Genomic DNA, 16,493 nt, shown 5'->3' on the forward strand with positions numbered 1-16,493 from the left:
CTTCTTCGCCTCTGAGAGCCTAGGCATCCGCCATACACCCTTAATTAGCTTATTGTACTCTTTTGCGTCTTTAATCTTTATTACAGTCTTCGACTGTAATATTTTATTTTTATCTTTAGTTAATACTTTGTACTTCGTACTCAATATTAACTATTAATGTCTACTCAAGTAAATATGGTTTCCCATATTTATAATATCAATATGTCAATGAACTTTTAAAATTGATTATTGTCTATTTTCTATTGATTATTAAATAGTCAATGTAAAATAATCAATCGTCAATCTATTGTGGAGAATATCGGAGTCGAACCGATGACCTCTTGCGTGCAAGGCAAGCGCTCTAGCCAGCTGAGCTAATCCCCCTTATTTGCAATGAACAATCCCCAATATACAATTTTCAATAATTGTTAATTGCTTATTGTCAATTGCTAATTGAATTGCGTTGCTTCTAGAATTTCCTTTTTAAAATACAATCTAAATCTTACTTTCCTAAGTAATCTTTTAGTAACTAATGCCTGCCTAAACAAACTTTGTTTGTAGTCTCGGGCAGACTCGAACTGCCGACCTCTACATTATCAGTGTAGCGCTCTAACCAGCTGAGCTACGAGACTCAATATGTGATTGTATTCTATATCTTTTTAAATTAACAGCTTAGAGGTAAATAATCTCTTTGTAACATACATCTCGTTTCTCTAGAAAGGAGGTGTTCCAGCCGCACCTTCCGGTACGGCTACCTTGTTACGACTTAGCCCTAGTTACCAGTTTTACCCTAGGCGGCTCCTTAACGGTGACCGACTTCAGGCACTCCCAGCTTCCATGGCTTGACGGGCGGTGTGTACAAGGCCCGGGAACGTATTCACCGCATCATGGCTGATATGCGATTACTAGCGATTCCAGCTTCATGGAGTCGAGTTGCAGACTCCAATCCGAACTGTGATAATGTTTGAAGATTCGCATCCTGTCACCAGGTAGCTGCCCTCTGTCATTACCATTGTAGCACGTGTGTAGCCCAGGACGTAAGGGCCGTGATGATTTGACGTCATCCCCACCTTCCTCGCGGTTTGCACCGGCAGTCTCTCTAGAGTCCTCAGCTTAACCTGTTAGCAACTAAAAATAGGGGTTGCGCTCGTTATAGGACTTAACCTGACACCTCACGGCACGAGCTGACGACAACCATGCAGCACCTTGTAAGAAGTCCGAAGAAATGTCTATCTCTAAACAATGCATCCTACATTTAAGCCCTGGTAAGGTTCCTCGCGTATCATCGAATTAAACCACATGCTCCACCGCTTGTGCGGGCCCCCGTCAATTCCTTTGAGTTTCAATCTTGCGACCGTACTCCCCAGGTGGGACACTTATCACTTTCGCTTAGTCACTGAACTTGTGCCCAACAACTAGTGTCCATCGTTTACGGCGTGGACTACCGGGGTATCTAATCCCGTTCGCTCCCCACGCTTTCGTTCATCAGCGTCAGTATATACGTAGTAGACTGCCTTCGCAATCGGTATTCTATGTAATATCTATGCATTTCACCGCTACACTACATATTCTATCTACTTCCATATAACTCAAGACTAACAGTATCAAAGGCAGTTCAACAGTTAAGCTGCTGGATTTCACCTCTGACTGATTAGCCCGCCTACGAACCCTTTAAACCCAATGATTCCGGATAACGCTTGGACCCTCCGTATTACCGCGGCTGCTGGCACGGAGTTAGCCGGTCCTTATTCGTAGAGTACCGTCAAATGATTACTCGTAACCACGTTTCTTCCTCTATAAAAGAAGTTTACAACCCATAGGGCAGTCATCCTTCACGCGGCATGGCTGGTTCAGAGTTGCCTCCATTGACCAATATTCCTCACTGCTGCCTCCCGTAGGAGTCTGGTCCGTGTCTCAGTACCAGTGTGGGGGATCTCCCTCTCAGGACCCCTACTTATCGTTGCCATGGTAAGCCGTTACCTTACCATCTAGCTAATAAGACGCATAGCCATCATAAACCAATAAATCTTTAAATATAATCTGATGCCAAATCATATCGCCATGGAGTATTAGTCTTCGTTTCCAAAGGGTATCCTCCTGTTTATGGTAGGTTCTATACGCGTTACGCACCCGTGCGCCGGTCGTCAGCAAATAGCAAGCTATCCCTGTTACCCCTCGACTTGCATGTGTTAAGCCTGCCGCTAGCGTTCATCCTGAGCCAGGATCAAACTCTTCATCGTTATTTTTTTACAGCTCTCACTGCTTATTTAGACGATGCTCAAAAAAATCTCATGATCTAGTCATGTAATTTACGCTCTAATTTACGCTGTCAATTTCAAATTTCTCAATGAACTTTGTCACTTCGTGACTTTATCTCTTAGCTCTTCAGCTAAGCGGATGCAAATATACTAACTTTATTTAATCCCAAACAAATAATTATTGATTTATTTCTAAATCTTTTTTTTACTTGTTTGTAAAGGAGATGCTCCTTTATTAAATGCTATATCATGTATCTGATCTTTTCCCTTTATAACTCGAATACTTCTCGCTACTAAGGGGCTGCAAACATACGCATATTTTAATGTTTTTACGTAGTTTTTTTGTGAAGTTTTTATCTATTTCTTTAGGGTGTTGCTAGTCAGGGGGGTAATATGAATAGTTGGTGGTTGGTAGTCAGTAGTCAGTAGTCAGTAGTCAGTAGTCAGTAGTCAAGTTAGAGATTTTGTGGTTCTTGAGCTATAATAGAATGTTATGATTTGATGTTTTTTTTCTGTCTTATACCTTTAGTAAACTTTACTTTTTGCGTTAGGGATAGTAGCGGCATCCTTTTACGGTCAGTTTGAGTGAATTTGTGGAGTGGAACGGAATAAATTTGTATCGAAAACTAGCAAAAGATATAGCGAATAGCCCGACCCACAAGGGGAACGCCATAAATAATTGTAAAAACTGTATTATTTGATAACGGCTTGCTCTATATATTCTTGATATTCGTACCAAAAAAGCTCGAACTGATGCATAGAGTCATTGTAAAAAGAATAACACGAAGCCCATGTATCTTTATTATGTATGCTGAATTTTGTAGGTAATTCGACGTAGATTCTACTAACAACTTTACCACTTTCTAATACATAATCTTTATCAAAAATGATATTTGGTAAAAATTCCGATTCTATAATTTTTCTTAACGACAGAAGCTGGTCGAATAATAATTCTCTTTGGTCTATATCAGAATTAGCGATATCTAAAGCTACTTGGGCTTGTTTTCTATTGGCTACAAATTTAAATCCAAAGTCTTTTATTTTAGTGTTGTATAAAATCCATTTTCTAGGAAAAGATTTTCCGTAACTCACCCAAAAATCTTTTCTTATTCTAGCTGCTTCTTCTCTGCTGTACATAATTATGATTAACCGTGGATAGATTTTTTGGTACCTAAATTATGCATCAGTTTAGCTTCATGCTCTAATAAATCACTCCATTTCTGATCAACTTCGGCTCTTTCTCCATATTGTCTAGCAAAATTTAAAAACAAAGTATAATGGTTGGCTTCTGAAACCATTAAATCTCTATAGAATTTAGCGAGTTCTTTATCTTGCAAATTCTCTGATAATAGGCGAAAACGCTCACAGCTTCTTGCCTCAATTAGTGCAGCATACAACAAACGGTGTACTAATTGATTTGTTCTGCTTCCTCCTTTAGGAAAGAACTTAATCAAATTCATGACGTATTCATCTTTTCTATCTCTACCCAAGGGGATCCCTTTTTTTATGAGTCTGTCATGTACTAATTTGAAATGACTCATTTCTTCTTTTACCAAAGCAATCATTTCTGTTACTAGTTCTGTGTACTCTGGAAAGCTAACAATTAACGAAATTGCAGTTGAGGCAGCTTTTTGCTCACAATGCGCATGATCGATTAATATTTCGTCTATGTTTTTTTCTGCTATATTGACCCATCTTGGATCTGTTGGTAATTTAAGACCTAACATTTTTTTGTTTTTATGATTTAAATATCTAATCCGAATGTGTTTTTTAACAACATTACGCTTGGATTAGCCTCTACTAATTTTTGAAATTTTTCTTGAGGTGTGTACACGTATTTTTTCTTTTCGCTTGCGACAACAATTGTTTTTACTTGTATGCTGTAGTTGTTTAAACTTAACCTTAAGTAATTCATTAATCTAGGCCTTACCCCACCAAATTGCTCTTCCATTAGTTTATTGGGTAAAGCGTAAGTAATTTGATTTTGTTGTAAAGAGGGTTTACTGGCATTAACAATAGATGCTAAGTTCAGATCTCCATCGGCTTCTAACTTTCGTCCAAATTCTTGCCATTTAGAGATTAACTCCGATTCTGAAAATACATCTTTGGGTTTATTGCTATAATCTTCATCACTTGCAATGTAATCGATGTCTTCTAATTTGTTGTGTATTTTTTTTAGAGATAATGCAGAGGGTCTTCTACGGCGTGGAGCACCTTTGGGTAATTCTTGTGGCTTTTCTTCTGTTACAACAGTTGTTTTGATTGTGGATTTTATTTCTACAGATACTTTATGCTGATTAGATGTTGAAACATCTACTTTAAAAAAAGATGCAGGTATTATGAAGTTACTGCTTTTTTTTTTACTTCACTAAAAGTGATGGAAGCTAATTGCATTAAACAAAGTTCTACCAACAGTCGTTGGTTTTTACTTGCTTTGTATTGTAAATCACAGGTGTTTGCTTTTTCTATCGCTGCGATTAAAAAAGCTAAATCTGCTTTATTTGCTTGCTCCAAATATTGCTTTTTGGCGTTATCTCCTACCTCTAATAGCTCTACTGTATGGTTGTCTTTTGAAACTAACAAATCTCTAAAGTGAGAAGCTAATCCGTTAATAAAATGCTGTCCGTCGAAACCTCTAGATAAAACGGCGTTAAATTCTGTTAAAACTTCAGGTATTTTGTTTGCCAGTAAATCGTCTGTTATTTTAAAGTATATATCGTAATCCAGAACATTTAAGTTCTCGGTAACTGCTTGTCTAGTTAAGTTTTTCCCAGAGAAACTAACTACTCTATCATAGATTGATAGTGCATCTCGCATCGCTCCATCTGCTTTTTGAGCAATCACATGCAAAGCATCATCTTCTGCCTCAACCCCCTCTTGAATTGCTATTTTTTTGAGATGTTCTTTAGCGGCTATCACCGTGATTCTCTTAAAATCAAAAATTTGGCATCTTGATAGTATTGTAGGTATAATCTTGTGCTTCTCTGTAGTTGCCAATATAAAAATAGCGTGAGTTGGCGGCTCTTCTAAAGTCTTTAAAAATGCGTTAAAAGCTGCCTGAGATAACATATGTACCTCATCGATAATGTATACTTTGTATTTTCCTACTTGAGGTGGAATTCTAACCTGATCTATCAAAGACCTAATATCATCAACTGAATTATTAGAGGCTGCATCCAGTTCAAATACATTAAAATCAAAATCGCCCTCTTCTTGCTCTCCAGATACTTTTTGATTGATTTTTTTTGCTAGAATTCGCGCACATGTTGTTTTTCCTACTCCCCTTGGACCTGTAAATAATAAGGCTTGTGCTAAATGATTATTCTCAATGGCATTTTCTAAAGTATTGGTTATGGCCTGTTGACCTACAACATCTTCAAATGTAAGTGGTCTGTATTTACGCGCAGATACTATAAATGGTTCCATATGAGAATTTAATTCTAGACAAATATACCTATTTGATTGTTTGTAAGCAATAAATGTGGGTCTACTAAAAAAAGAAAACTCAGCTATAAATATAAAATTTATAAACTGAGTTTATTGTGTTAACATTATTTGTTATCTAAAACAACATATAAATTCCTACCCCTAAAAATTGTATATGTATAATGTTGATATAAATACCTACCCCTAAATATTTATGTTTCAAATATACAAAGGTTAAACTCAATAACCATATCAAATGTTAAAAAAGTTAAATTCTAAACAACTAGTAGGAAATAGAGTGAAATTTTGAACAACCTTTGTTTATGCTACTGGCGAACCATATAAATCAAAATCACCTGCCTCATGTATCTGAATATCAATAAATTCCCCCGTTTTGATATAGTGATTTTTGGCATCAACCAGTACCTCATTATCGACATCTGGAGAATCACTCTCTGTTCTACCTATAAAATATTCACCTTCTTTTCTGTCAAAAATACATCGAAAGGTTTTCCCAACCTTATCTTGATTGAGTTCCCACGATATTTGAGATTGGATTTCCATAATCTCCGCTACTCTGGCTTCTTTAACATCTTCTGGCACATCATCTTCTAGATTAGCCGCATGAGTGTCTTCTTCGTGAGAATAGGCAAATGCTCCTAAACGTTCGAAACGCATTTCTTGAACCCAAGATTTTAATTCTTCAAAAATTTCTTCTGTCTCTCTGGGATACCCTACAATTAGCGTAGTTCTAATAGCCATTTCTGGAACGTGATTTCTGAACTCTTTGAGCAACTTATTTGTTTTTTCATAAGTTGTTCCCCTTCTCATCGATTTTAATATCTCTGTATTAATATGCTGTAAAGGAATATCTAGATAGTTACAGATTTTAGGCTCAGCCTTCATCACGTCTAAAACATCCAAAGGGAAACCTGCTGGAAAGGCATAGTGTAAGCGAATCCATTCTATTCCTTCTACTTTTACCAATTCTTTTAACAAATCAGCTAAATTTCTTTTTCCGTATATGTCTAAACCGTAATAGGTTAAATCTTGTGCAATTAAAATTAATTCTTTAATACCGTCAGCAGCTAATTTTTGTGCTTCGGTAACTAAGTCTTCTATTGGAGTTGAACGATGCTTTCCTCTCATCAAAGGAATCGCACAAAAAGAACATGGTCTATCACAACCTTCTGCTATTTTTAAGTAAGCATAGTGCTTTGGTGTAGTCGTTAATCGCTCTCCAATTAATTCGTGTTTGTAATCAGCCTCTAAAACTTTCAATAAGTTTGGTAAATCTTGCGTTCCAAAATACTGGTCAACATTATTTATTTCGGCTTCCAAATCTGGCTTATATCTTTCCGATAAACAACCTGTAACATATACTTTATCTACTAGTCCTTCTTCTTTTTTGTTGGCATAATGTAAAATTGTATTTACAGACTCTTCTTTTGCTTTTCCAATAAAACCACATGTATTGATAACAACAATATTTCCTTCATCATTTTCATCTTCATGTACAACATCTTTTCCATTGGCTTTTAACTGCCCCATTAAAACCTCTGAATCATAAACGTTTTTAGAACACCCAAGGGTTACTACATTTATTTTATTTTGTTTGATTGATTTTGTGCGCATATCTATAAAGTACTTAATATTAAGTACTGGGTTTAAAGTTTATTTAATTGGACGGTTGTAAAATATGTTTAAAGATGAGTGTTCATTAAGGTGAGGAATCAGTAAGTAAATCTTACTTAAAAAATGAATCTATAAACTCAAACTTATTAAAAACCTGCAAATCGTCTATACCTTCTCCTACTCCAATGTATTTTACGGGAATTTTGAACTGATCTGAAATTCCTATTACGACTCCTCCTTTTGCTGTTCCGTCTAGTTTGGTTACCGCTAAAGAAGTTACCTCTGTTGCAAGTGTAAATTGTTTTGCTTGCTCAAAAGCATTTTGACCTGTAGAACCATCCAAAACCAACAACACATCGTGTGGAGCATCTGGCACCACCTTTTGCATAACTCGTTTGATTTTAGTCAGCTCATTCATCAAGTTAATTTTATTGTGCAAACGTCCAGCAGTATCAACAATCACAACATCTGCATTTTTGGATACTGCAGATTTTAGAGTATCAAAAGCAACGGAAGCTGGATCAGACCCCATTTCTTGCCTTACAATAGGCACTTCAACTCTGTCCGCCCATACTTGTAACTGATCAATGGCAGCAGCTCTAAAAGTGTCGGCTGCCCCTAATACTACATTTAATCCTTGTTTTTTGAATTGAGCCGCTAATTTACCAATAGTAGTTGTTTTACCGACACCATTAACACCTACCACCATTAAAACATATGGCTTTTTATCTTTAGGAATTATAAAATCTACAGCATCTTCATCGTTAGTTTCGGAAAGCAAAGCTGCTATTTCTTCTCGTAAAATTTTGTTTAACTCATCAGTTCCTAGATACTTGTCTTTTTCGACTCTTTCTTCTATTCGATCGATAATTTTTAACGTAGTATTAACACCAACGTCCGAAGAAATTAAAATCTCTTCTAAATTATCTAAAACATCATCATCTACTTTTGATTTACCAGCAACAGCCTTTGATAACTTAGAAAAAAAAGAGGTTTTAGATTTTTCTAAACCTTTATCTAAGGTTTGTTTTTTTTCCGACGAAAATATTTTTTTAAAAAAACTCATAAGTCTACTAATTAACTCGTTGTATTATTTTGAAAAGAAGCCGTAAAATACAAAAAAAGCTACTTTCTTAATGAAAGTAGCCTTTGTATTATTAAATTTTAACAAAATTATTTTTTTGCTAAAAAATCTTTTACTTGTGTAGGGTCCATAATAGCTTCAACAAAAGTATAAGCTCCTGTTTTTGGAGACTTTACCATTTTGATAGCTTTAGACAATCTCTTAGAACCTGTCTGTAACGATGCTACTGATTTCTTTGCCATTTTCCTTTATTATTTAATTTCTTTGTGAACTGTCATTTTCTTTAAGATTGGGTTAAATTTCTTAACCTCTAATCTATCTGGAGTATTCTTTTTGTTTTTCGTCGTAATGTATCTAGACGTCCCTGGTTGACCAGAAGCCTTGTGCTCAGTACATTCTAAAATAACTTGTACTCTGTTTCCTTTTTTTGCCATCTCTTTATGCTTTTATTAAGAAAAATTATTTAGTTAAAAAACCTTTTTCTTTTGCTTCTTTAATTACAGCAGAAATACCTTTTTTATTGATATTTTTTAACGCAGCAGTAGATACTTTTAAAGTAATCCACTTATCCTCTTCAGGGATATAAAAACGCTTTGTAATTAAGTTAGCGTTGAATTTTCTTTTTGTTCTATTTAAAGCGTGAGAAACGTTATTCCCAACCATTGCTTTTTTACCAGTAAGTTCACAAACTTTTGACATCTCGTATCAGTTTTAATTTAATTCTAAACGGAGTGCAAATTTAACAACAATTAACGATACTAACAAAATAAATCTAATGATTTTTTGATATTTCTTTCGCCAACATTTCAAAAGCCTTGTTTTTTGCCTGCTCTATTACTTTTTCTCTAGGTTGTCCAAAATTAAATTTTTCTACTATGATTTTCTTTTCTGTAGCAATCGCTATAAAAACCACTCCTAAATCTTCTAAAGTATCATCTGCGGTTGGGCCCGCATTTCCTGTTGTTGCTATTGCATATTTGGCTCCTGTAAGTTCCCTTATACCTAGTGCCATTTCGGTAACTACTTGCTCTGAAACTACCGAATGTTTTTCGATTGTTTTTTTAGAGACCTTTAAAACATTTTCCTTTAACAATTTATTGTAAGCCACCACTCCTCCTAAAAAAAATGAGGAGACTCCACTCCTACTTGTAATTTCTTGGGCTATTCTTCCTCCTGTACAGCTTTCTGCAACGGCCAACGTTAATTTGCTATTAATAAAGTACGTTTTTACAAAATCCACATAGTCTACATCTCCAACCATAAAACTATGGTCTTTAAAAATTAAAGCTAACTGGCTTCCAAACAAAGCTAACTGCTCACTCAAAAAGTCTTTATCTAAATGTTTTCCTGTTAATCTTAATCTCAATCTGCCTGGGGCTGGTAAGTAAGCCAAATTGATAAAACTAGGCAAGTTACTTTCAAAATCTTCTAGCATTTCCGCAGCAAAACTTTCTCCCAAACCATATAATACAAACGTTTGGTACAACTGCGCTTGAAAACCTCCTATGTTCATCAACCTTGGCAAAACCTCATTTTTTATTAATCCTTTCATTTCAAAAGGAACTCCTGGTAAACTGATGATATTTTTACCATCCTGCTCAAACCACATACCCGCTGCAGTTCCAATTGGATTGTGAAGTATTTTCGCTCTTTTGGGAAGCATTGCTTGTGCTCTATTTAAATCGCTAAACCGTCTACCTCGCTTTTCAAACATTTCTTTTACATGTGACAACACCTGCTCGTTAAGTTCCAACTCATCATCAAACAACATTGCCAGAGTATGCTTTGTGATATCATCTTTCGTGGGACCTAATCCTCCTGTGATAATAACCAAATCAGCAATACTCATTGCTCGTTTTACACCATCAATAATTGCTTGTTCTGTATCTGAAATAGAGAGAGTTTCCGTTAATTCTACCCCTAAATGATATAATTTATTGGCAATCCACTGAGTGTTCGTATCTAGTACTTGACCTATCAAAATTTCGTCTCCAACAGTAATAATACTTGCTTTCATATATTATAAATCTACTTCAAAAAAAAAGAGGCTTTCACCTCTTTGTTTATCTTATTTTAATATCTATTAACTTATCCTCTTCCAAATACCCTTGTAATATGTCTCCTTTAGCAACCTTACCGATACCTGCTGGAGTTCCTGTAAAAATAATGTCTCCTTTTTTTAAAGTATAGTATTTAGAAACGTGTTCTACCAATCTGTCTATACCCACCATCATATCCGAGGTGTTACCTGATTGCATAACTTCTCCATTTTTTTCTAGTCTAAAGTTGATGTCTTGTAAATCTGAAAACTTTTCTTTTGGAAAAAACTGCTCTCCGATAACTGCACTTCCATCAAAACCTTTAGAAATTTCCCAAGGATGCCCTTCTTCCTTTAACTTTAACTGCAAATCTCTTGCGCAAAAGTCTATTCCCAAACCAATCTCATCATAGTATTTGTGGGCAAAACGTTCACTAATACATTTTCCAACTTTATTAATTTTAATAAGCACCTCAATCTCATACTCAACCCTGTCCGTAAAAGGAGGTATGACAAATGGATTCTTCTTGGGTAAAATTGAAGAATCTGGCTTCAAAAAAATCACAGGCATTTCAGGTTTTTTCCAACCCAAATCTTCTATGTGTAGCTCGTAATTGAGCCCTACGCAAATAATTTTCATTTTTTTATTGCTTTATACAACTAGTGAACAAAGTACCGAACATATAGTATTAAGAAATGCTGTTTCATTTGTCTTGTACTTAATATTTGTTACTCTATCGCTTTTTACTTTTAAATTTACTCTCCTGTTTCTGGAAATACAATCGCTTTGTTATTGTCTACTATAATTTGATTATTAAGATGACACTTTACAGCTCTTGCCAACACCATTGTTTCTATATCGGCACCAATAGCTTTTAATGTTTTTGGGGTACTCTCGTGAGTAACGCGTTCTACATCCTGTTCAATAATGGGTCCTTCATCTAGATCTTCGGTTGCGTAGTGCGCTGTGGCACCTATTAACTTTACTCCTCTTTCGTAAGCCCTATTGTATGGATTTGCTCCTTGAAATGCTGGTAAAAAAGAATGGTGAATATTAATAATTCTATTAGGATAATGATTGATAAAATCATTCGATAATATTTGCATATAACGAGCCATCACAATTAAATCTATATCATTACCATCAAACAAATCAATTAACTGTTGTTCCTGTTCCTTTTTGGTATCCTTGGTTACTGGCAAGTGATAAAAAGGAATTTCGAACATGTCCGCAATCGGTTTTAATTTGGTATGATTACTTACCACCATTTTAATATCACAATGCAATTTCTCTTCCTTATTACGCTGTAACAAATCATACAAATTATGAGTTGTATGAGAAACCATCACGGCAACTTTTTGTTTTCTATCCCCATAATCAGCACTCCATATAATTTCGTAGGCTTCTGCTAAGCGTGCAAAACGTTCCTCCAACTGCTCTTTGCTTATAATTACAGAATCATCGGACTCCACTCTTAAACGCATAAAAAACATTCCATCTATAGAGTTAGTGTATTGCTGTGCGCTGACCAAATTAAATCCTTCTTGATAAAAAAAGTGAGTTAATTTAGCTACAATCCCTTTTTGATCGGGACACTTTATTAAAAAAGTTATGATTTGTGGTTTCATTTTTTTGAATTGAATGACTAAAAAATTAAAGAATTAAAGAATTTGATGTACGACCTATTCTTTCAATATTTAAATCTTTTAATTCTTAAATTATACAATGTATTTTTTATCAAAATTAGGTTTGCGTTTTTCTAAGAATGCGTTTCTACCTTCTTTCGCCTCTTCTGTCATATAAGCCAACCGTGTTGCTTCTCCAGCAAACACTTGTTGCCCTACCATGCCATCGTCCGTCAAATTCATTGCGAATTTTAACATTTTGATAGACAATGGGGATTTCGCTAAAATTTCTTGAGCCCACTCATAAGCTGTATCTTCTAATTCGTCATGAGGAACAACTTTATTAACCATTCCCATTTCAAAAGCTTCTTGAGCAGAATAATTACGTCCTAAAAAGAAAATTTCTCTTGCTTTTTTCTGACCTACCATCTTCGCCAAATAAGCAGAACCATATCCGCCATCAAAGCTAGTTACATCAGCATCAGTCTGTTTAAAAATTGCATGTTCTTTACTCGCCAAAGTCATATCGCAAACTACGTGTAAACTATGTCCACCTCCCACAGCCCATCCTGGCACCACGGCAATCACTACTTTGGGCATAAAACGTATCAAACGCTGTACTTCTAAAATATTTAAGCGGTGAGCTCCATCTTCTCCTACGTATCCTTGATGACCTCTGGCTTTTTGATCTCCTCCTGAACAGAAAGAATACACACCATCTTTGGTTGATGGCCCTTCGGCAGACAGTAAAATAACTCCTATATTTTGGTCTTCTTGTGCATCATAAAAAGCATCGTATAACTCCGATGTTGTTTTAGGTCTAAACGCATTTCTAACATTGGGTCTGTTAAACGCTATTCTTGCGACACCCTCGCATTTTTTATAGGTAATATCTTGATATTCTTTTACTGTTTTCCAGTTTGTTGTTGCCATACTTGCGTTTTTTGTAACCGCTGGTAAAGTTATCATTTTAATTTTATTTGAATCTGTGTTTTTACCATTGTTCACTGATACACAAACCTCAACTTAATCCTTTGATTGTTAATTATTTTAGCATTAAAAACCTTAACTTTGCTTTTCCTTAAATTTTAAACCTCTTACATTTTAAATGTAAAACTCTGATAAAAAAAGGCTTATCATTTTTTATCACAATAACATACGAAGTATTTGTAGTAATTATGAAGAAAAAAGTTGAAATTTTAGCTCCTGCCAAAAATCTTATTCAAGGAATAGCTGCCATTAACGCGGGTGCAGATGCTGTATACATTGGAGCTCCACAATTTGGTGCTAGAACCAACGCTAATAATTCTGTTGAAGATATTGCAGAAATGGTACGTTACGCACACTTGTTTAAAGCACAGGTGTTTGTTGTTATCAATACTATTTTATATGATAATGAGTTGGAAACTTGTGAAAAGTTAATTCACGACTTATACCGTATTGGTGTAGATGCTTTGATTGTACAAGACATGGCTATTTTTGAAATGAATTTGCCTCCTATTGTTATTCACGCTAGCACACAAGCCAATAACAGAGAGCCTAAGCAGGTAGAGTTTTTACAAAAAGCAGGAATGAAACGCGTGGTTTTGGCTCGTGAATTAAACCTAGATCAAATAAAAGATATTAAGGAAGCTTGTGATGTAGAGTTAGAATTTTTTGTTTCTGGTGCTCTTTGCGTTTCTTTTAGCGGAAACTGTTATATGAGTGTTGCTGGTGGAGAGAGAAGTGCCAACCGTGGTTCTTGCGCTCAAAACTGTAGATTACCTTATAAATTGACAGACGGTCATGGAGATACGTTAATAGAAAGCAGTCATTTGTTGTCTATTAAAGATTTAGATTTGAGTGATCAATTACCTGAAATGATCAAAGCTGGGGTAATGTCTTTTAAAATTGAGGGTAGATTAAAAGATGTTGTATATGTTAAAAATAATGTTTCTTTCCTAAGAAGCAGGTTAGATTCTTTTTTAGAAGGAGAAGGAAAAGACGAGTACCAAAAAGCTTCATCGGGTAGAACGTTCTATACTTTTGATGCCGAAATGGGACGTAGCTTCAACAGAGGGTATACTGATTACTTTGTAAATAAACGTATCAAAAAAATAGGTTCTTGGGAAAGCCCTAAATCCAAAGGCCAAATTATTGGAAAACTGACCGCGATAAAAAACGGAAAATATTTAGTAGAAAATGCTGACAAGCTAAATAACGGTGATGGTTTGTATTTTATCAACGAAAATAATGAGGCAGACGGTGTACAAGTAAATACCGTTGATAATGGTTGGATTACTCCAAACAATTTTAAAGAGATTGCTATTGGTACTTTGATTTCTAGAAATTCTGATGCAAACTTTAATAAACAAGTAGAAAAGGACAATAGTGCCATCAGAAAAATAGGGGTTCATTTGTCTTTTGAAGAAACTCAATATGGGTTTACTCTAACTGCTACAGACGAAGACCATCATACTTACTCTGAGGAAATAAAAATAACTAAAGAATTAGCCAATAAAGAAGGAGCTTTAAAAGCCAACTTAGAAAAGAATTTGATAAAGACTGGAAATACTCCTTTTATTGTTGATGATGTTCAAATATCACTAAACGAAAATTGGTTTGTACCGATTTCTAAAATCAATGAAATAAGACGTAACGTTTTAGATAAATTGATTGATATTAGAATTGAAGAATATGACAGAGATGAACAACCTATTGTAAAAACAGACCATCCTTATCCAGAGAAAACATTAGATTTCACTTACAATGTTTCTAATAAATTGGCTAGGCAATTTTACAAAAGGCACGGTGTAGAAGAAATAGAAAAAGCTTTTGAATTACAATGGGAACCTGGTAAAGCCAGAGTAATGACCACTAAGTACTGCGTTAAATACGAATTGGGTAAATGTGCTAGATACCAAAGAGAAACCATGGGAGAAAAAGTAAAAGAGCCTTTAACTTTAACTCACGGAGAAAATCAGTACAAACTAAAGTTCAATTGCAAACCTTGTGAAATGGAAATTTGGGAAAAAGATGCAGAACTTGAATTTGAAGAAGAGCAATTTTAACATCAAAAAAAAGCAGCCAATTGGCTGCATTTTTTTATCTATCGGTAGTATCCAAAAAACTGTGTAAACAGAAATTAGGCGGGGTTTTAAAACCCCGCCTAATTTTTTGATTAATTTTATAACACACAGTTTTATTATGGATGATTTAAAAAATCAATTTTTACAAAGTGGTCTATTAAAAGGCCTAAAAACAGAAGACGATTTAAGTAATTTATTGAATGAATTACACAGTGCCGCTTTAGAAGCTATGCTTCAAGGAGAGATGGATGCTCATTTGGGCTATCCCAAAAATGGTAAACGCAGCAACACTAATGCTCGCAATGGTAGCACTACAAAAAAAGTAAAGAACCGCTTCGGTCAAAGCGAGATTAAAGTTCCACGTGATCGCAATAGTGATTTTGAACCTGTTGTGGTTCCTAAACACAAAAGCACTTCACTGTCTATAGAAAATATCGTAATCTCGCTTTATGCAAAAGGTATGAGTGTTTCTGATATTGAAGATGAACTTTATCAAATTTATGGCTATAAGCTCTCCACATCATCTATATCTATCATCACAGACAGAATCAATCAAGAAGTATTAGAATGGCAAAACAAGCCTTTAGAGTCTGTTTATTGCGTAGTTTGGATGGATGGAATTGTATTTAAAGTTCGTCAAGGAGGAAAGGTTGTTAACAAAACTATTTACTTAGCCGTAGGGCTCAACAGAGAAGGCCACAAAGAACTATTAGGAATGTGGTTAGGAATGAATGAATCTGCCGCTTTTTGGCAAGGAGTACTTACTGATTTAAAGGCTAGAGGGGTTGAAGATATTTTGGTAACTGTTACCGATAATCTCAACGGATTCACACAATCCATTAAAAATGTGTTTCCAACAGCAGATACTCAAATCTGTGTGGTTCATCAAATTCGTAACAGTGCACGTTATGTGGTTTGGAAAGACAAAAAAGCTTTTACAGGAGACATGAAGCATATTTACAATGCTCCTAATAAAGAAATGGCTAAAGCCGAATTAGACCAGTTTGCTGAAAAATGGAATGATAAATATCCTTATGCAGTACAATCTTGGCGTAACAATTGGGAGGAACTTACCGTGTTCTTTGATTTCCCTTTAGAAATCAGAAAAATAATTTACACCACCAATCTAATTGAAAATCTTAATGGCAAAATTAGAAAATACACTAAAAACAAAATGAGCTTCCCAACAGACGATGCCTTGAAAAAATCAGTTTATTTATCTTTGATGCAAATTACTAAGAAATGGACTCAGCCAATTCACAATTGGGGACTAATTCTTAACCAGTTCTTAACTATATTTGAAAAAAGGGTTCAACTTTAAAAAAGTTAAACCCCGTAGAATTTTTGTTTACACAAAATATTGGATACTGTCTATCTAT

At 35.1% G+C, this 16,493-nt stretch carries 13 protein-coding genes, 2 tRNA genes, 2 rRNA genes and 1 pseudogene (1 of these 18 only partly in view); 2 read left to right on the top strand and 16 right to left on the bottom strand.

Features of this window, described 5'->3' with window-relative positions; genetic code table 11:
- The 16 genes and pseudogenes from ACXGQW_RS02905 to ACXGQW_RS02980 form a co-directional block, all read right to left on the bottom strand.
- A 23S ribosomal RNA gene (locus ACXGQW_RS02905) occupies positions 1-55 on the bottom strand; it reaches 2,752 nt to the left of the window's first position.
- 234 nt (positions 56-289) lie between these two features.
- Positions 290-363, bottom strand: a tRNA-Ala gene (locus tag ACXGQW_RS02910).
- Positions 364-537: 174 nt separating this feature from the next.
- Positions 538-611: transfer RNA gene (locus ACXGQW_RS02915), tRNA-Ile, on the bottom strand.
- An 85-nt stretch (positions 612-696) separates the two neighbouring features.
- Positions 697-2,219 (bottom strand): 16S ribosomal RNA (locus tag ACXGQW_RS02920).
- Together the 16S and 23S rRNA genes with 2 tRNA genes alongside form the textbook arrangement of a ribosomal RNA operon.
- Positions 2,220-2,930: 711 nt before the next feature.
- Entirely contained in the window at positions 2,931-3,374 is a 444-nt protein-coding gene (locus ACXGQW_RS02925) for a DUF4268 domain-containing protein (protein WP_457823607.1), read from the bottom strand.
- Between the two features lie 8 nt (positions 3,375-3,382).
- On the bottom strand, positions 3,383-3,964 hold the full coding sequence (gene miaE / locus ACXGQW_RS02930; RefSeq protein ID WP_457823608.1) for a tRNA isopentenyl-2-thiomethyl-A-37 hydroxylase MiaE: 582 nt from the start codon (positions 3,962-3,964) through the stop codon (positions 3,383-3,385).
- Between the two features lie 17 nt (positions 3,965-3,981).
- A pseudogene (dnaX, locus tag ACXGQW_RS02935) lies at positions 3,982-5,663 on the bottom strand (DNA polymerase III subunit gamma/tau).
- A gap of 321 nt (positions 5,664-5,984) precedes the next feature.
- Positions 5,985-7,298 (bottom strand): 30S ribosomal protein S12 methylthiotransferase RimO, encoded by a 1,314-nt coding sequence (gene rimO / locus ACXGQW_RS02940; protein ID WP_457823609.1) that lies wholly within the window; start codon positions 7,296-7,298, stop codon positions 5,985-5,987.
- A gap of 112 nt (positions 7,299-7,410) precedes the next feature.
- A complete protein-coding gene (gene ftsY, locus ACXGQW_RS02945) occupies positions 7,411-8,364 on the bottom strand; it encodes a signal recognition particle-docking protein FtsY (RefSeq protein ID WP_457823610.1) in 954 nt (317 codons plus the stop codon).
- Between the two features lie 107 nt (positions 8,365-8,471).
- Positions 8,472-8,624, bottom strand: a complete 153-nt coding sequence (locus ACXGQW_RS02950) for a DUF4295 domain-containing protein (RefSeq protein WP_159243856.1) — start codon at positions 8,622-8,624, stop codon at positions 8,472-8,474.
- A 9-nt stretch (positions 8,625-8,633) separates the two neighbouring features.
- The gene (gene rpmG, locus ACXGQW_RS02955) at positions 8,634-8,816 is read right to left on the bottom strand and encodes a 50S ribosomal protein L33 (protein WP_405302807.1); all 183 of its coding nucleotides are present in this window, start codon (positions 8,814-8,816) and stop codon (positions 8,634-8,636) included.
- Between the two features lie 25 nt (positions 8,817-8,841).
- Positions 8,842-9,081 (bottom strand): 50S ribosomal protein L28, encoded by a 240-nt coding sequence (gene rpmB, locus ACXGQW_RS02960; RefSeq protein WP_457823611.1) that lies wholly within the window; start codon positions 9,079-9,081, stop codon positions 8,842-8,844.
- A gap of 73 nt (positions 9,082-9,154) precedes the next feature.
- Positions 9,155-10,399: a CinA family nicotinamide mononucleotide deamidase-related protein gene (locus tag ACXGQW_RS02965; RefSeq protein ID WP_457823612.1), complete on the bottom strand. Its 1,245-nt coding sequence runs from the start codon at positions 10,397-10,399 to the stop codon at positions 9,155-9,157.
- A gap of 46 nt (positions 10,400-10,445) precedes the next feature.
- The gene (locus ACXGQW_RS02970; RefSeq protein WP_457823613.1) at positions 10,446-11,060 is read right to left on the bottom strand and encodes a fumarylacetoacetate hydrolase family protein; all 615 of its coding nucleotides are present in this window, start codon (positions 11,058-11,060) and stop codon (positions 10,446-10,448) included.
- Between the two features lie 116 nt (positions 11,061-11,176).
- Entirely contained in the window at positions 11,177-12,049 is an 873-nt protein-coding gene (purU, locus tag ACXGQW_RS02975) for a formyltetrahydrofolate deformylase (protein ID WP_457823614.1), read from the bottom strand.
- Positions 12,050-12,139: 90 nt separating this feature from the next.
- Positions 12,140-12,979 carry a 1,4-dihydroxy-2-naphthoyl-CoA synthase gene (locus ACXGQW_RS02980; RefSeq protein WP_457823615.1) on the bottom strand — a complete coding sequence of 280 codons (840 nt, stop codon included), beginning with the start codon at positions 12,977-12,979 and terminating at the stop codon, positions 12,140-12,142.
- Positions 12,980-13,224: 245 nt separating this feature from the next.
- Here ACXGQW_RS02980 and ACXGQW_RS02985 point away from each other — a divergent pair, with 245 nt between their 5' ends.
- Positions 13,225-15,096 (top strand): peptidase U32 family protein, encoded by a 1,872-nt coding sequence (locus ACXGQW_RS02985; RefSeq protein WP_457823616.1) that lies wholly within the window; start codon positions 13,225-13,227, stop codon positions 15,094-15,096.
- 136 nt (positions 15,097-15,232) lie between these two features.
- The gene (locus ACXGQW_RS02990) at positions 15,233-16,435 is read left to right on the top strand and encodes an IS256 family transposase (protein WP_457821179.1); all 1,203 of its coding nucleotides are present in this window, start codon (positions 15,233-15,235) and stop codon (positions 16,433-16,435) included.
- Positions 16,436-16,493 lie beyond the last annotated feature (58 nt).

This window comes from Wenyingzhuangia sp. IMCC45533 (assembly GCF_054111225.1).